At 56.2% G+C, this 16444-nt stretch carries 16 protein-coding genes; 8 read left to right on the forward strand and 8 right to left on the reverse strand.

Going from position 1 to position 16444, the window contains the following annotated elements; all coding sequences use genetic code 11:
- Nucleotides 1–57 precede the first annotated feature (57 nt).
- Complete coding sequence (locus DSD31_RS11960) at nucleotides 58–1089, reverse strand: AI-2E family transporter (RefSeq protein ID WP_004862473.1); 1032 nt, start codon at nucleotides 1087–1089, stop codon at nucleotides 58–60.
- A gap of 549 nt (nucleotides 1090–1638) precedes the next feature.
- On the opposite strand from DSD31_RS11960, the gene mdtJ reads away from it, so the two are divergent.
- The 3 genes from mdtJ to DSD31_RS11980 all read left to right on the forward strand — a co-directional run bounded on the left by mdtJ (nucleotide 1639) and on the right by DSD31_RS11980 (nucleotide 4579).
- The gene (mdtJ, locus tag DSD31_RS11970; protein ID WP_113991064.1) at nucleotides 1639–2001 is read left to right on the forward strand and encodes a multidrug/spermidine efflux SMR transporter subunit MdtJ; all 363 of its coding nucleotides are present in this window, start codon (nucleotides 1639–1641) and stop codon (nucleotides 1999–2001) included.
- The gene (gene mdtI / locus DSD31_RS11975; RefSeq protein ID WP_004862469.1) at nucleotides 1988–2317 is read left to right on the forward strand and encodes a multidrug/spermidine efflux SMR transporter subunit MdtI; all 330 of its coding nucleotides are present in this window, start codon (nucleotides 1988–1990) and stop codon (nucleotides 2315–2317) included. The genes mdtJ and mdtI overlap by 14 nt, the downstream gene beginning before the upstream one ends.
- Before the next feature lie 105 nt (nucleotides 2318–2422).
- The gene (locus tag DSD31_RS11980; protein WP_113991065.1) at nucleotides 2423–4579 is read left to right on the forward strand and encodes a putative bifunctional diguanylate cyclase/phosphodiesterase; all 2157 of its coding nucleotides are present in this window, start codon (nucleotides 2423–2425) and stop codon (nucleotides 4577–4579) included.
- A 4-nt stretch (nucleotides 4580–4583) separates the two neighbouring features.
- Here DSD31_RS11980 and DSD31_RS11985 read toward each other — a convergent pair whose 3' ends face one another.
- Together DSD31_RS11985 and DSD31_RS11990 are read right to left on the reverse strand one after the other, a co-directional pair.
- Nucleotides 4584–5396, reverse strand: coding sequence for a trypsin-like serine peptidase (locus tag DSD31_RS11985; RefSeq protein ID WP_004862464.1), 813 nt, complete (start codon nucleotides 5394–5396; stop codon nucleotides 4584–4586).
- A gap of 661 nt (nucleotides 5397–6057) precedes the next feature.
- Nucleotides 6058–6975 (reverse strand): LysR substrate-binding domain-containing protein, encoded by a 918-nt coding sequence (locus DSD31_RS11990; protein WP_032717603.1) that lies wholly within the window; start codon nucleotides 6973–6975, stop codon nucleotides 6058–6060.
- A 119-nt stretch (nucleotides 6976–7094) separates the two neighbouring features.
- Here DSD31_RS11990 and DSD31_RS11995 point away from each other — a divergent pair, with 119 nt between their 5' ends.
- The gene (locus tag DSD31_RS11995) at nucleotides 7095–7703 is read left to right on the forward strand and encodes a LysE family translocator (RefSeq protein ID WP_004862458.1); all 609 of its coding nucleotides are present in this window, start codon (nucleotides 7095–7097) and stop codon (nucleotides 7701–7703) included.
- Between the two features lie 184 nt (nucleotides 7704–7887).
- Here the strand turns inward: DSD31_RS11995 and ydgU are convergent, their stop codons facing one another.
- The 3 genes from ydgU to DSD31_RS12005 all read right to left on the reverse strand — a co-directional run bounded on the left by ydgU (nucleotide 7888) and on the right by DSD31_RS12005 (nucleotide 10188).
- Nucleotides 7888–7971, reverse strand: coding sequence for a small membrane protein YdgU (gene ydgU, locus DSD31_RS26695; RefSeq protein ID WP_099130682.1), 84 nt, complete (start codon nucleotides 7969–7971; stop codon nucleotides 7888–7890).
- Nucleotides 7972–8040: 69 nt separating this feature from the next.
- Nucleotides 8041–8517 (reverse strand): acid resistance repetitive basic protein Asr, encoded by a 477-nt coding sequence (asr, locus tag DSD31_RS12000; RefSeq protein ID WP_015584237.1) that lies wholly within the window; start codon nucleotides 8515–8517, stop codon nucleotides 8041–8043.
- 183 nt (nucleotides 8518–8700) lie between these two features.
- Entirely contained in the window at nucleotides 8701–10188 is a 1488-nt protein-coding gene (locus DSD31_RS12005; protein ID WP_064357009.1) for a carboxypeptidase M32, read from the reverse strand.
- Between the two features lie 266 nt (nucleotides 10189–10454).
- Here DSD31_RS12005 and DSD31_RS26430 point away from each other — a divergent pair, with 266 nt between their 5' ends.
- On the forward strand, nucleotides 10455–10547 hold the full coding sequence (locus tag DSD31_RS26430; protein WP_004862449.1) for a KPN_01571 family protein: 93 nt from the start codon (nucleotides 10455–10457) through the stop codon (nucleotides 10545–10547).
- Nucleotides 10548–10581: 34 nt separating this feature from the next.
- On the opposite strand, the gene DSD31_RS12010 is transcribed toward DSD31_RS26430, so the two are convergent.
- The gene (locus tag DSD31_RS12010; protein ID WP_004862448.1) at nucleotides 10582–11832 is read right to left on the reverse strand and encodes an MFS transporter; all 1251 of its coding nucleotides are present in this window, start codon (nucleotides 11830–11832) and stop codon (nucleotides 10582–10584) included.
- A 117-nt stretch (nucleotides 11833–11949) separates the two neighbouring features.
- On the opposite strand from DSD31_RS12010, the gene DSD31_RS12015 reads away from it, so the two are divergent.
- The 3 genes from DSD31_RS12015 to bioD all read left to right on the forward strand — a co-directional run bounded on the left by DSD31_RS12015 (nucleotide 11950) and on the right by bioD (nucleotide 15020).
- On the forward strand, nucleotides 11950–12852 hold the full coding sequence (locus tag DSD31_RS12015) for a LysR family transcriptional regulator (protein WP_004862447.1): 903 nt from the start codon (nucleotides 11950–11952) through the stop codon (nucleotides 12850–12852).
- A 124-nt stretch (nucleotides 12853–12976) separates the two neighbouring features.
- Nucleotides 12977–14197, forward strand: a complete 1221-nt coding sequence (gene mlc / locus DSD31_RS12020) for a sugar metabolism global transcriptional regulator Mlc (protein WP_015584239.1) — start codon at nucleotides 12977–12979, stop codon at nucleotides 14195–14197.
- A gap of 127 nt (nucleotides 14198–14324) precedes the next feature.
- Nucleotides 14325–15020, forward strand: coding sequence for a dethiobiotin synthase (gene bioD / locus DSD31_RS12025; protein ID WP_015584240.1), 696 nt, complete (start codon nucleotides 14325–14327; stop codon nucleotides 15018–15020).
- Here bioD and clcB read toward each other — a convergent pair.
- The gene (gene clcB / locus DSD31_RS12030) at nucleotides 14973–16268 is read right to left on the reverse strand and encodes a voltage-gated ClC-type chloride channel ClcB (RefSeq protein ID WP_004862444.1); all 1296 of its coding nucleotides are present in this window, start codon (nucleotides 16266–16268) and stop codon (nucleotides 14973–14975) included. The genes bioD and clcB overlap by 48 nt on opposite strands.
- Nucleotides 16269–16444: the final 176 nt, after the last annotated feature.

The raw sequence follows: 16444 nt of genomic DNA on the forward strand, positions 1-16444 counted from the left end.
GCATCGACGAAGGGAAATCTGCCGCTGGCGGCCTTGTACCGCCAGCGCGAACAAAATCTATTTACTTAAATCACTCAGCAGCACGGCGATACTCCGCCCGCCGGGGCTCTGCTCAAGCGCGATTTTGACAATGATTGTCAATGGGACGGAAAGCAGCATGCCTACCGGTCCGAGCAACCATCCCCAGAAAATCAACGACAGAAATACCACCAGCGTCGATAGCCCCAGACCGCGCCCCATGATCCGCGGCTCAAGAATATTCCCGAACACCAGGTTAATCACCAGGTAGCCTGTGAGTACCACCAGCGCGTCGTACAGTCCGCCGAACACCAGCACCTGCAAAATAGGCGGAATGGCGGCCAGCACCGAGCCAATATTCGGAATATAGTTGAGGGCAAAGGCCAGCAGCCCCCACATAAAGGCGAAGCGAACGTCCAGCAGTACCAGCATGCCCCAGACCACCATCCCGGTGACCAGACTGATGGCGGTTTTTAGCACCAGGTAGTGAGAGACGCTGTCGATCGCGCGCTGTATGGCGCCCATACCTTCCACCGGTCTGGACATCAATTGTTGCAACTTGGCCGGCAGCTGGGGCACTTCCAGCAGCATAAAGACCACCGTCAGCAGCAAGAGGAAGATTGAGGACATTGCGTTCGACAGCTGGGTAAGCAGGCTGGTTACCATCGTCATGACCGCGTTGGGGTCGATGTATTTATTCAACTCGACAACGGAAACGGTAAACCCAAATCGCTGTAGCCAGGGCGTCACGGTTTGCACCGGCTCGCTGAGGGAGGTGCGGTATTGCGGCAGCGTGCGCGCCAGTTCATTCAGCGAGGTACCTAATGAGGCCAGCAAAACCACCGCCAGCATGACAATCGCGCTGATTAATAACGAAATGGCCAGCACGCGCGGTACCCGACAGCGCATCATCAGCCGGACCACCGGGTTAATGACCACGGCGAGGAACAGCGCAAGGATGAACGGGACGATGATATCCGCGGCGAAGCGAATACCGGTGAGGATGATGACCAGCATGCCCAGCATGATGACAATCTTTAATCCATTAAGCGTAATGATGGGTTTAGCCATGTGTGTCCCTGAAAAAATGACCGGTTTTCCTCACAGTGTAGACCCGAATGCCGGGGTAAAATCAGCAAAAACTGCCTCGCTCAGGCAGGATGACTGCGCCGGCTAAAACGTCTACGGTGGTGAAAACAATTCGGTGGCGAAAATAAAAAAGTGAAGCGCCATCATAATGGCGATTGCCATCAGTAAAAGCTAATCAAAATCAAATGTCAGACGTAAAGAAGTGCAAAGACTTTGAGTATAATGTAGCATTATGGTACAAATTTACTGTGTGTAACTACCGAGGACAATACTCATCCGCAATGACGAGAAGCAATACCGCGGATAATTGTAATTTTATGGACAATCAGTTCAGGATGTATATTTCGACTCACCCTGCCGTTTCCTTCCCTGGCTGCCGCTTTGCCGGCGAGCAACACTGGCGCTCCGCGCTTTAGTCCTTTCTCTCTGCCTGAGCTGGCGCCCTGCGCACGGCTAAACAATCTCAGAATTTTTCCGGTTTACCTTCGCTGTAAGCCGCGGTGGATTATATTCTCTAGCAGGAGAAGGATTATGTTTTATTGGATCTTATTAGCGTTAGCAATCGTTGCTGAAATTACCGGCACACTTTCTATGAAATGGGCCAGCGTCAGCGGTGGACACACCGGCTTTATTTTAATGCTGGTGATGATTGCACTTTCCTATATATTTCTGGCTTTTGCCGTTAAAAAAATCGCCCTCGGTGTGGCCTATGCCCTGTGGGAGGGTATCGGTATTTTGCTGATCACTTTATTCAGCGTCCTGCTGTTTGATGAAGCGCTTTCGCCGATCAAAATGGCGGGGCTGTCGACGCTGGTGGTCGGGATCGTGTTAATTAAATCCGGTACCCAAAAAGCGGTGAAGCAGCCAACGGAGGCGGCCCATGCAACAGTTTGAGTGGATTCACGGCGCCTGGCTGGCGCTGGCCATCGTGCTGGAAATTGTCGCTAACGTCTTTTTGAAATTTTCAGACGGTTTTCGTCGTAAAGTATACGGCATACTGTCGCTGCTGGCGGTGCTGGGTGCCTTCAGCGCGCTCTCGCAGGCGGTGAAGGGCATTGACCTGTCGGTGGCCTATGCGCTGTGGGGCGGTTTCGGTATTGCCGCCACGATTGCCGCAGGATGGATTCTGTTCGGCCAACGCTTAAATCATAAAGGCTGGATTGGCGTGATATTGCTGGTGACCGGGATGGTGCTGATTAAACTGGCGTAATGTGATGCCGCCTGCTCCCGCGGGCGGCAAAATTTGTTCTCTGTATTATTCTTTAAAAAAGAGTACTGGCGGCGCGTTTACCTTTAGCCGTGATGAGGACAAAGAATGGTTAATTTGCCTGGCTGGCGCAATCTTCCCTCGGCCAAAACGCTTTCGGTCATGATCTTCCTCGCCGGTATCGGCCTCATTGTTTCTGTTATTTCTTTAATCTATCTTTCCCAGCATCTGATTAGTATTAAAACAAATGAAATCGACAGACATCGCTCCGTTCTTTCGGTGGATGGCGCGGTGCAGACATCGGTGAACCGCGTTCTCTCGCTGGTACTGGATAACTCGATTTGGGACGACGCGGTTAAACAAACCTACGCCCCGGTATTGAATACCGGCTGGCTGTATGACTCCTGGGGCTCGGGCTTCAAAATCAACAATCTTTACGACGGTACCTTTGTGCTCGATCAGCACTATCGCGTGCTGTGGGGATCGTTTCGCAGCCAGGCCTTTAACGAAACCGACATACGCTTTTTTGGCAGCGGTTTGCAATCGCTCATCGCCCGGCATGCTGAAGCATTGCGCAGCGGCAAAGGCGCCTACGCCGGTATTACCCGCACCCGTGAAGGCATCGCCTTTATTGGTATCGGACTGATTCGCCCGACGCTGGGGCGCTTACAGGTGCATGATGATACGCGTCGCTACCTGGTGGTCACCCGGCATATCAATGCCGAGATGCTGCAAAAACTGGGGAATACTTTTCAGATTAACGGCCTGCATGAGACGGAGGGCAGCGGTGAATATAGCATTCCGCTGCGTACCCATGGCGGGGAGATCATTGGCTATCTCAGCTGGCAGCCGCGTCTACCCGGCGCGGAGGCGGCGCATGCGGCGTCGAACAGTATCCGGCTTATCGCCCTGGTGGCCGCCAGCCTGATCCTGCTGTTTATTCTCTTCAGCTGCCTCGGGCTGTACAAACTCTCCTGTGGAGAGAAGCTGGCGCGTAAAATCGCGTTGACCGACTGGCTCAGCCAGTTGCCCAACCGCCGGGCGCTGATCGGGCGATTGAATCAGGAGTGCGATAAGTCGCAGCATGAGACCCAGTGCGTGGTGTTTATTGATCTCGACGGGTTTAAGGATGTCAACGACAACTATGGGCATGAGGTCGGCGACGCGCTGATTGCCCATATTGCGCGGGAGCTGCAGGAGCGGGTGCCGGGCGACGGTCTGCTGGCCCGTATGGGCGGCGATGAGTTTGCCATGACCATCAGCGGGGAGCAGGCGGTGGATCATGCATCGGCTTTTGCGTGGGCGGTGCTGGAGATGCTGAAGTCGCCGGTGAAGCTTAATGAGCGGAAAATTTACATCAGCGCCAGCATCGGTATTGCCAGCGGCACGCCCGCATCCTGTCCGAGTACCGAGCTGTTTCGCCGGGCCGATATTGCGATGTATCACTCGAAAAAATCGGGGAAAGGGCGTACCTCCTGGTATGACGAGACCCTCAACGATACCCGGCAGTATCAGCTGAATATCGAAAACGGCATTCGCCAGGGGCTGGAAAACGATGAATTTGATGTCTGGTACCAGCCGATTGTTAACGCCGATACCCTGGTGATGGAGGGGGTTGAAGCGCTGTTGCGCTGGCCGCGTCGGCCGGAAGGGCCGCTGCCGCCGGATGTCTTTATCGGCATCGCGGAAAGCAGCGGTCTGATTTATGCGCTGGGGCAGTTTGCGCTCTACCGGGCCTGCTGCGATCTTCAGTCCATCGGGGAATTGATGCTGTCGGTGAATATCTCGCCCGCACAGTTTCGCGACCCGGAGTTTGAAACGCGCGTCGTCCAGGTGCTCGCCCGCTGCCATTTTCCGGCCCGCCGTTTGCAAATCGAGGTAACCGAGAGCTATGTGATGGAAAATCCCGCCCGCGCCCTTGCGGCGATTGAAAATTTGAAAGCGCTGGGGGCCGCGGTTGCGCTGGATGATTTTGGCATTGGCTATTCCAGCATCGGCTATCTGCGCAGTTTTCGCTTCGACACGCTTAAAATTGATAAATCGTTGGCCGGGCTGGTGGATGTAGATACCCAGGCCGCGGAACTGGTTCGCGGGACCGTGCGTATCGCCGGAGCGCTGGGAATGACGGTGGTGGCCGAAGGGGTTGAGAATCAGCAGCAGCTGGCGCTGCTGCGGCGGGCGGGATGCGATCGGTTGCAGGGTTTTTACTTCAGCGAACCGATGCCGATCACATCATTGCTACAGCTGCGCCAGCAGCAGGGCTGATCGTTTACTCACCGGCCAGCGCTTCCAGCTTGTCACGAAAACCGGTCACCGAAATCGCCCGGTTATCCGCCCGCCAGCGATCTTTCGGACCGGGCGCTGAACTCTGTACGGCAATGACCTGCCAGCCGGTATCGGTTTTCAACAGCAGCGGCGAACCGCTGTCGCCGGGTAGCGTATCACACTGATGGGACAGCACCGTGGTCTGCGCCCAGCCGGTCACAATGCAGTCCTGATGGCTGTATAAATTATCCAGATGATCTTCCGGGTAGCCGGACTGGGTGACTTTTCTCTCAGACACCTTCAGCGCGGCGGTGAGATCGGCTTTATCGCCGCTAAACAGCGGGATCGGCGTGATGCCGCCCGGCGCGTAGCGTAAAACGATTAAGCCAAAGTCCCAGGGCGCAGCCGCCGACGGGACAATCCAGCCGTCGCCATCGGCTTTGAGCCGCTTACCCAGCGACGGGTCGACGCGACCTTCAATGCCGTGAATCTCATACACCCAGCCGCCTTTGCGGGAAATAAAGCGCAGCGCAACGGGTTTATCCGGCTTGCCTTTTGGCGGCGTCAGCAGACAGTGACCGGCGGTCAGCGCCAGATGCGGCGAAATGAGCGTGGCGGTACACAGATTGCCGCTGGCCGTTTCTAATTGACCAATGGCATCCCAGGGTTCCTCGGCAGGATTGTTGACCGGTTTGCGATCGTCATGACCGAAAAAAAGCGTCTTGATATCTTTCGCACTCATGCTGTCATCATCAGCGTGAGCAAACGGGGACAACAAACAAAATGAACACAGCAATAACAGTACGTCTCTACGCATATCACTCTCTGGGGAGAAATTATGTTTCTACATTGCATCCTTTTGCGTACTTCATGCGGATGAAGCCGCCGGGATGATTTTGTCTATATTGACAGTAGCAGGAGATTTAAGTTTATGAAAGTTAAGAGTAATTTTAATCAAAGCCCACGGCGGACAAAATTACCTCAAAACGGCTCTTTTTGGCGGAAGAATGAAGATAACTCAACCGGTTAGCACGCATCTTTCCATCGCGTTATTTCCGCAGAAAGCGCTAGCGGAAGCAACATAAATCGGGTTACGGAAAGTACCAAATCAGACGAAAAACAGGCAAGCGGGCCGTGCGGAGGGATCGGGAGTGTCATGCGCAGACCGCGACGGCGAACAGTAAAAACAGACATTTCTTCAGCGGAAAATGCACTTCTTTACAGCATTCTCAGTTGCTTTCAATGTGAAACATTTTCTCACCGCAAATATTGTTATTCCTCTCTGCCGTTGAACAAACAGAGATGTTACCCCGGCGATGATATCCGCTAATTCTTATCTCCGGTTTCGGGAGGATGTATGTCTAAAAAAGGTATTCGTGCGTTAGTTTATGTTTCTCTCGCGTCGGTTTTTATCTGGGGCGCGGCGGGATATCTGGTTGTGCAGGCGGTACATGTTATGTAAACCGCCAGGATCGCTGTCACTTTGGCGGCTGACCCAGGCGGGTTAATCCATCCGGGAACGGCGCCGGGATGTGTTCGAGTAAAAAGTGATACAGCAGGGCGACAGGCTGTGGATTAAGCCTCTTTTTGGGCCACACCAGGTAATAGCCCTCGCCGGTGGCAACGGCCTGCGGGAACGGAAGCGCCAGCAGGCCGCTGCGAATCGCTTGCAGACTCAAAAAGAGATCGCCCACCGAGACCCCGTGCCCGCTCATGGCCGCCATCGTGCCTTGTTCCAGACTATCAAAGACGATTCCCTGGTTTATCCCGGTCTGCGATAACGCTCCGGCATGCTGTAACCAACGTCGCCAGTCCCGGCGATCGGTCGTCGGATGAATCAGCGGGCAGGCGGATAATCTCTGGCGAGCGGCCTCGACCATGGACGGGGCGCAGATCGGAACCAGCCATTCGGCAAACAACAGCCTGTGGCAGGTCTCTTCGCCGAAATGACCATCGCCGAGCAGAATCGCGCAATCGTAAGGCTCGCGGCTGAAGTCTACGCTGTCTCTGTCCATCCACACGCTGCTCATCTCTATGACCGGTCGCGGATGCTGCTGGCGAAAGCGCTGCAACACATCCAGCAGCCAGCGCATGGTGAGTGTCGACGGCGATTTCAGCCTCAGCTTGCCCGCCTGATGGCGCAAGGTCTGGCAGGCGCTGTCAATGGCGGCAAAGTTTTCCGCCAGCGCGCTGGCGAGCTGCCTTCCCGCGTCGGTGAGCATCACTTTTGGCCCCTGACGGGTAAACAGCTGGCAGTCAAACCAGGCCTCGAGCGTGCTGATATGGCGGCTGACCGCCCCGGGGGTAACGTGCAGCGCCGCAGCGGCTTTGCTAAAGGAGCCAAGGCGGGCGGCGGTTTCAAAAGCGCGGAGGGCATACAGCGGCGGCATCGACATATCGGTCAGCTTTCTATATTGAGTTAAACTCACATTCAAACTCACCATTTGTCGTTTTTCAATCCTGAAATCTAAATAGAAAATGCGCTGACCTGAAAAAAAAAGAGTGAGTCAGTATCATGAACTATGCATTGATGGCGGGATACAGCATGACGGTGCTGGCGCTGATTGCTACGCCGGGCCCGGTGGTGCTACTGGTGACCGGCTGCGCCGCCAGAGACGGGGCTTCATCGGCAGTGCGTACGATGATAGGCAGCAATCTCGCGTCGCTGGTGTTGATGGCCGTTGCGGCGGCAATGTTGACCGGCGCCGTGGCGATCCATCCCGACATTCTGCTGCTGTTGGCGGCGCTGGGGTCCATCTATATTACGTGGCTTGCTCTGAGTATGCTGCGTCCGTCGCCTGTGACACCTGGCGCGGCGACCGCGCGAGGCGGCGTGTGGTCGGGGTTCGTGACCGCCCTGAGTAATCCTAAGGACATTCTGTTCTTTGCCGCGTTTTTCCCGCAGTTTATCCAGATTACCAGTGATGTTGGCCTGAGCCTTGGTCTGTTGAGCATCATCTGGGTGGCTATCGATCTTGGGGTGCTGTCGTTCTATATCCTCGCCATTCGGCGCTGGCTGGCCCCGGCGCATGCCCATCGCTTAACGACAATTGCCGCCTGCTTTTTGCTGATCCTTGGGGTGTATGGCGTGGGGTATCATTTCTGGCTGCTGGCAGGTCATTAGCGCTTTCTCGTTACGGGAGGAGCAGCGGTCTGCTGGCGTGACCTTGTGATGAAAATCAGCGCATTGATGCGGTATTCACCGCGCAATCCGACGAGGCGGCAAGGAGGAGCAACGTAGACGGTGACAGCATGGTGAGATGTCGGGCCGGAGAGTCGCTGCGCAGAGTGATGAAGCGCCGTCTTATTCAGTAGAGGAAAAAGCGGGTCGCAATCAGCGCGCAGAGAATTAACAGGATCAGGATGAGCTCAAAACGATAGCGCCGCAGCATAAGTGCCCTCCAGAAAAAAACGGCGCTGAAACAGCGCCGGTTTATGATTAACCTGACTTACCGGAAGAATTAAGCAGCCGGTTGTGCAGCAGGTTTAGCGGCCTGATGTTTAGTAGTTTTGTGGTGTTTTTTAGCAGCCTGAGCTTTCTGGGCTACTGGTTTGGTTGCCGCTTTGTGGTGTTTTTTAGCGGCCTGGGCTTTCTGGGCTACTGGTTTGGTTGCTGCTTTGTGGTGTTTTTTCGCGGCCTGGGCTTTCTGTTCAGCGGCCGGTTTGGCGGCGGCTTTGTGATGTTTTTTCGCGGCCTGAGCTTTCTGTTCGGCGGCCGGTTTGGCGGCGGCTTTGTGGTGTTTTTTCGCGGCCTGAGCTTTCTGCTCAGCGGCCGGTTTGGCAGCGGCTTTGTGATGTTTTTTATGATGAGTGGTTTTGGCAGTGGTGCTGTGAGTTGCAGCAGCCGGAGCCTGAGTGGTGCTTACTGCGTCAGCAGCGAAAGCAGCAGAAGACAGACCCATAGCAGCGGCAACGACCAGAGCTAATACTTTTTTCATTCTGATATCCTCGAAATTGTTTTTTCAGTGAACCCCACTGCGGGGCCGTTGAAAGAACTATATGCCTCTCTTTTCTGGCTTTCCGTGAGTGTTTGGTATCGGCGTGTAACGATATGTACAACCGAAACTGAGACGAGGATATTTCGGTGAGCGCCGGGGAGTGCCCCGGCGCGACGGAGGCATTTACAGGTAGCGTGCGCTGAGATGCTGGCGGAAATAGTCGCTGTTCAGATCTTCCCCGGTGGCGTTAATGATCAGCTGTGAGGTGCTGAACCGGCTGCCGTGCTGCCAGATATTCTGCTGTAGCCAGGCAAACAGCGTCGTGAAATCACCGTTGGCAATGTTGGCCTCCAGCTGCGGCAACGCGCGCTTCGCGGCAGCCATCAGCTGCGCGGCGTACATGGCGCCGAGGGTGTAGGAAGGGAAGTAACCAAACCCGCCATCGGTCCAGTGAATATCCTGCATACAGCCATTACGATAATTGCCGGTGGTAGAGAGTCCCAGCCAGCTTTGCATTTTCTCATCCCACAGCGCGGGAATATCGTCTACCTCGATGTCACCATCGATCAGCGCCCGTTCGATCTCATAGCGCAGGATAACATGGGCCGGATAGCTGACCTCGTCAGCATCCACGCGGATATAACCCGGCTTGACGCGCTGGTTCCAGGCAATGAAATTCTCAGTGCTGAAGGCCGGCTGTTCGCCAAAACGCTGACGCACGGCCGGCAGCAGGCGTTTCAGGAAGGCATCGCTGCGTCCGAGCTGCATTTCGAAGAACAGGCTTTGCGATTCGTGGATCGCCGTTGAGCGGGCCAGCGCCACCGGTTGATCGAGCCATTTACGCGGCAGGTTTTGTTCATAGCGCGCATGACCGGTTTCATGAATCACACCGAACAGGGCGCTGAGCAGATCCTCTTCGTTATAGCGCGTGGTGATGCGCACATCCTGCGGCACGCCGCCGCAGAACGGATGGGCGCTGATATCCAGACGCCCGCCATCAAAATCAAAACCCAGAATCCGCATGGCTTCCAGTCCCAGCTCACGCTGTTCAGCGATCGGGAACGGCCCCTGCGGCGCAACCGGCGGGTTCAGGGACTGCTTTTCGACGACGCTGGCGAGCAGAGCCGGCAGCCAGGATTTGAGATCGGCAAACAACACGTCAAGCCGCGCGCTGGTCATATCCGGTTCGAAAATATCCAACAGGGCATCATAGCGAGAGCACCCTTTCGCCCCGGCGCGAATCGCCGCTTCTTCACGGCTCAGCTTCACCACCTCGCGCAGGTTTTCGGCGAAACCTTCCCAGTCGTTCGCCGGGCGCTGGCTGCGCCAGGCATGTTCGCAGCGGCTGCCTGCCAGCGATTTGGCCTCAACCAGACTTTCCGGCAGCAGCGCCGCCTGTTCGTACTGGCGAGTCATTTCGCGCAGATTCGCTTGTTCAACGTCGTTCAGATTTTCCTGGCGTGCGTTGCGCAGCGCTTCAGCCACGCTCTTATCCGTCAGGATTTGATGCTGCAGCACGCCCAGTTCCGCCAGAGCCTCGCCTCGCGCGGCGCTGCCGCCCGGCGGCATCATGGCGAACATATCCCAGCCGGCGATAGCGCCGAGATGCGAGAAGCGGGAAAGACGCTGGAAAGTGCGGGTAAGCTGCTGATAGTTTTTGTTGTCAGTCATGTTTAGTTTGGCCTGTTGCGAGTGAACGAAAGGCGTTGCCCGTTGACCTCTACACTATCCTGATCCGCGCCAATCTTCCACACGAGACGCAAGGCTCACCGGGCCGTCCGGCAGAGCGATCGGTGGGGACGGACTATCGCGCCAGTTTTTTCGCCTGGCCGGGAGCAGGATCGAAATATTGTCACATTGATGTGGTCAGAATAGCGGATTCTTTTTGAGCAGCGGCTAAACTTATTTTGGGCACAGGCCGTCGTTCGGGAGTCATTATGAATCCGTTCACTATGCTATTTATTGCACTGCTGTCTATCGATGCCGTCAGAGAGCTATTGGGGGCGTCGTCGGTACTGGGCATGTGGTGAAAGACGTGGCCGATAAAGGCCACGTGAAGAGAGATTATTGCAGACGTTTGTGCAGGCAAACGCCGGTAAGCAGTGCGGCCATTAGCATCAGCGCGATAAAGCCACCCACGCCGTTCCAGCCATAGTTATGCCAGAATACCCCGCCTAATGTCCCCGCAATACTGGAGCCGAGATAGTAGCTGAACAGGTACAGCGACGATGCCTGGCCGCGGGCGCGGCGCGCACGAGGACCAATCCAGCTGCTGGCGACCGAGTGGGCGGCAAAGAAGCCGGCGGAGAACAGCAGCATGCCCGCAAATATCAGCCACAGAGAGGAGAACAGGGTCAGCGTCAGCCCGGCCAGCATAACGGCGGTAAAGGCAAGCATCACCGGGCCGCGGCCGTAGCGTGCGGTCATTGCCCCGGCCTTCGGGGAACTCCAGGTCCCGGTCAGATATGCGACGGAGAGCAGGCCAACCACCGCCTGACTCAGCGACCAGGGCGACATCATCAGGCGATAGCCAATGTAGTTGAAGAGGGTGACAAAAGACCCCATCAGCAGGAATCCTTCGAGGAACAGCAGCGGCAGCCCGCGATCGCGCCAGTGCAGGTGTAGGTTAATCAGCAGGGTTTTGGGGCGTAGCGAACTCGGGCGGAAGTGTCGCGATTCCGGCAGGATTCGCCAGAACATAATGGCCGAGGCTAACGCGAAGCAGCTGATCACCGCCAGCGCCACGCGCCAGCCGAAAAAGTCGGTGAAAACCCCGGTCAGCAGACGGCCGCTCATTCCGCCAATCGAGTTGCCGCTGATATACAGTCCCATGGAAAAGGCGACGACGCTGGGGTGGATCTCCTCACTCAGATAGGTCATCCCGACTGCCGCCACGCCGCTTAGCGACAGGCCAATCAGCGCCCGCATAATCAAAATGCCGTGCCAGCTCGACATCATCGTAGACAGTAAAGAACAGCATGAGGCCAGCACCAGCGCGGTGACCATCACCTGTTTACGGCCGATAGCATCCGAAAGCGGGCCGGTAAACAGCAGGCCAACGGCGAGCATCGCGGTGGAAATCGACAGCGAAACGCTGCTGCTGGCGGGAGTCACGCCAAATTCGGTCGAGAGCACCGGCAGAATCGGTTGAACGCAGTAAAGCAGGGCGAAAGTGGCCAGACCGGCGGAGAAGAGGGCGAGAGTAACCCGAATAAACTGGGGGGTACCGCGCTTAATAAACTGATTTGGCTGGGATATAACATTGTCGCTGACCTCGCTTGCCGGCACGGTATCAACGGTAGTTGTACGACTCACGGAAAAATCCTTGCTGAGAACACAGAGTTAGGAAACATCACAGATCACATTTTAAGGGTATGAAAATGTAAATATTCTGTCTAATATATTAATAATCTCAAATAAGACGTTTTAGATATGAATATCGAGCTGCGTCATCTCCGCTACTTCATTGCCGTCGCCGAAGAGCTCCATTTTGGCCGGGCAGCGGCACGGCTGAACATTTCACAGCCGCCGTTAAGCCAGCAGATTCAGATACTTGAACAACAGATTGGCGCACGCCTCTTCGCCAGAACCAACCGCAGCGTGAGTCTGACGGCGGCGGGTCGCCAGTTTCTTGCCGACAGTCGGCACATTCTCAGTCTGGTCGACGATGCGGCGGCGCGCGCAAGCCGTCTGCATCACGGTGAAACCGGGGAGCTACACATCGGCTTTACCTCCTCCGCACCGTTCATCAAGGCGGTTTCCGATACGCTGTCCACCTTTCGCCGGCGCTACCCGGACGTGCATATCCAGACCCGGGAAACCAATACCCGCGAGCAGATTGTGCCGCTGAACGAAGGCGCCCTCGATCTGGGGCTGATGCGCAATACGCAGCTGCCGGAGACCCTGGTCTGGGAACGGGTGCTGCGCGAACCGCTGCTGGCGATGGTGCCGAGCGACCATCCCCTCGCGCGTCAGGAGGCGGTAAGCCTGATCGAACTGGCCCGCGAACCGTTCGTCTTTTTTGACCCGCACGTCGGAACCGGACTGTATGACGACATTCTGGGGCTGATGCGACGCTATGGTCAGACGCCGATGATCGCTCAGGAGGTGGGCGAGGCGATGACGATTATCGGCCTGGTGGCTTCCGGGCTGGGGGTATCGATATTACCGGCGTCGTTTAAGCGGGTGCAGCTCAACGAGATGCGCTGGCTACCCATTAAAGAACAGGATGCGGTTTCGGAAATGTGGCTGGTGTGGTCGAAGCATCATGAACAGAGTCAGGCGGCGCAACGCTTTCGTGAATACCTTCTTGCCGCCGCTGCGGTGAATAATTAAGACTAAAAACAGTCAAAAACGTGCGGTAAATCACAAGGCTAAGTAAAAATTTGACGAGTGCTACCGAAGTGCTTCACCATAGCTAAAAGTTTATTTCGAAGCGCGAAAATAAAGGGAGTCAATGGTGGTAGCGGACAGTCAGCCAGGCCATATCGATCAAATAAAGCAGACCAATGCAGGAGCAGTATATCGCCTGATTGATCAGCTTGGCCCGGTGTCGCGCATCGACCTCTCGCGTTTTGCGCAACTGGCGCCGGCCAGCATTACTAAAATCGTGCGTGAAATGCTCGAAGCGCATCTGGTTCAGGAGACGGAAATCCAGGAGCCGGGGAGCCGCGGGCGTCCCGCCGTCGGGCTGATGGTCGAGACCGAGGCCTGGCACTATCTCTCCGTGCGAATCAGCCGCGGTGAAATTCACCTTGCGCTGCGCGATCTCAGCAGCAAACTGGTGGTTGAGGAGCAGCTCGAGCTGGCGCTCCAGCACGAACAGCCGTTCCTGACGCGCGTTGTTGAGCATATCGACCAGTTCTTTATCCGCCATCAAAAGAAACTGGAACGTCTGACCGCCATCGCCGTCACCATGCCGGGCATCATTGATACCGAAAACGGCGTGATTCATCGGATGCCATTTTATGAAGAGGTCAAAGATCTGCCTCTTGGCGAGGTTCTGGCGAACCACACCGGCGTCTCGGTCTATATTCAGCACGATATCAGCGCATGGACGATGGCGGAATCGCTGTTTGGCGCGTCCCGCGGGGCGCGGGATGTCATTCAGGTGGTGATTGATCATAACGTCGGCGCCGGGGTGATTACCGATGGTCGCCTGCTGCATGCGGGCAGCAGCAGTCTGGTCGAGATCGGTCATACTCAGGTCGATCCCTACGGCAAGCGATGCTACTGCGGTAACCACGGTTGTCTGGAGACTATCGCCAGCGTCGAAAGCGTGCTGGAACTGGCCCAGGTACGAATGACTAAATCAATGAGTTCGATGCTGCATCAGCAGCCGCTGAGCGTGGAGTGGCTGTGCCAGGCGGCGCTGCAGGGCGATTTGCTGGCGCGGGATATTATTAGCGGCGTGGGCCAGCACGTCGGGCGGATTCTGGCGATCATGGTCAATCTGTTCAACCCGCAAAAAATCCTCATCGGCTCCCCGTTTAGTCTGGCGGCCGATATCTTATTTCCCGCCATTTCAGATTGTATTCGGCAACAATCTCTGCCCGCCTACAGCCGGCATATTAGCGTTGAAAGCACGCAGTTTTCTAACCGTGGAACGATGGCCGGCGCAGCGCTGGTGAAGGATGCCCTCTATAACGGATCTCTGCTGATTCGACTGTTACAGGGTTAACATTTTTTCATAGTCACACCAAAAATTGCGCTATCTCAAGCTGGTATCCGGCGGCTTCGCGTAGACTTTTCCCACAGTTTATTCCTTCTCTTCTGTATAAATCATCAACATAACTGTGGGGTTAATGATGTTTAAGCGTTTCTTTATAACAGGTACTGACACCTCTGTCGGGAAGACAGTGGTTTCTCGTGCGCTGTTGCAGGCACTTGCTGCCAGCGGCAAAAGCGTCGCGGGATACAAGCCTGTGGCGAAGGGCAGCAAAGAGACGCCGGACGGATTGCGTAACAAAGATGCGCTGATTTTACAAAGCGTGTCGTCGCTGGCGTTACCGTATGATGCTGTCAATCCCATAGCATTAAGCGAAGATGAGAGCAGCGTGGCGCACAGCTGCCCGATTAACTACGGGCTGCTGTCGGATGGTCTTCAGCGCCTCAGCGGGCAGGTCGATCACGTTGTGGTTGAGGGGACCGGCGGCTGGCGGAGTCTGATGAACGACCTGCGTCCGCTTTCAGAATGGGTGGTCCAGGAGCAGCTTCCGGTGGTGATGGTCGTTGGCATCCAGGAAGGCTGCATCAACCACGCTCTGCTGACCGCCCAGGCCATTGCTAACGACGGTCTGCCGATGATTGGCTGGGTGGCAAACCGCATTAACCCGGGCTTAGCGCATTACGCTGAAATCATCGAGGTGCTGAGTAAAAAGCTGCCTGGGCCGCTGATCGGCGAACTTCCTTACCTGCCGCGCGCCGAACAGCGTGAGCTGAGCCAGTATATTGACTTAACCATGCTCGGCGACATGATGGCGGTAGATAGAGTCCTGGCGTAACGTCCGGGAGAGCACCGATGCCAGTACGCAGGCAATCAATAAACCGGGCAGTAGCAGGTATTGCCCGGTCATTTCACAGATCATCAATGTCGACATAATCGGCGCATGCGTTGTGGCCGCCAGAAAGGCCGCCATTCCGGTCAGACCAATCATAATTGCCAGTCCTTGATCGTGGTGCAGCCACAGCCCGCTGAAGCTGGCAAACAGCATGCCCATCGCCAGCCCGACGAACAGCGTAGGGGTAAACACGCCGCCCGGCGCGCCGGATCCGCTGCTGGCCAGCACCGCTATCAGTTTGCACACAAAGACCACCGCGATGGCGCTAAACAGCGGCGGCGACTGCAGATAATGCTGTACCGTGCTGTAACCATTGCCCCACACCGCAGGCGTGATCAGCGACAGCAGGCCGACAATCATTCCGCCGAGCGCCAGCTGCCACGGCGGCGAGAGCCTGATGCGTAAAAAACAGCGGTGGCTGTAGCTCATCATCGCGATAAACAGCGGTCCGCAAAGCCCGGCTAACAGTCCGGTAGCCAGCATCAGCGCATAGTGGAGAGCGGTCAGCGTCTCATGAAACTCCACCTGATACAGCGGCGATGCGCCGCCGTTGATCAACTGCGTGAGCAGCAGGGCGATAACCGCGGAAATCACCACCGGACCCAGTGACGCAAGCATCAGCGTGCCAAATAAAATTTCGGCAATAAACAGACTTCCGGCCAGCGGCGCGTGATAGGCGCTGGCCATCCCGGCGGCGGCCCCACAGGCGACCCACAGCTTCCATTCTGCTTTTGGCGTGAAGCGGCGGGCGAACAGCGACGCGGCCAGTGCGGCCAGCAGAATCATCGCGCCTTCGCGACCAATCGCGCTGCCGGTAGTCACCACCAACAAGGAAGCCAGGGATTTAACCAGGCTGGCGGGGGTATCAAACTGACCGTCTCCGCTATCGAGCGCCTCCATATAGTCGGTGGGCGCATGCGGGCGCTGGCGGGTCCGACATTGCCAGAACCAGAGCAGTGCGCCGGCAGCCAGTCCGCCAGCCGCCGGCGTGAGCAGACGTCGCCAGCCGGGTAGTCCTTCGGCGGCATTGACCAGACTCCCGCTATGATCGTTGAGAAAAAGCCCTTCCAGGATCGCCATCGCCGAATGAAATAACGCAACGGCCAGCGCCGCCAGTATACCGACCAGCGTCGCAATCAGCAGGCGACGAAACATGACCTGAACATCAGGATAATTGTGCAGACGGTGCATCAGAGGTTACGGTGAGCGGGAAACATAGACTTATTGTGATAGGAAATAAGCTTAGACGCAAAAGCTATAAATGCCGCTTGTGCTGAAACAGCGGGCGGATGAAGGGGCTTAAAAAATCTGTCTGCGTGACGTTGTCACTGAAAAGCCGCCATGCCAGTCCTCCCGGCATGGCGGTG

The sequence above is a fragment of the Klebsiella sp. X13 genome, from assembly GCF_003323835.1.
In the GTDB taxonomy this organism is placed as follows: Bacteria; Pseudomonadota; Gammaproteobacteria; order Enterobacterales; family Enterobacteriaceae; genus Klebsiella; species Klebsiella ornithinolytica.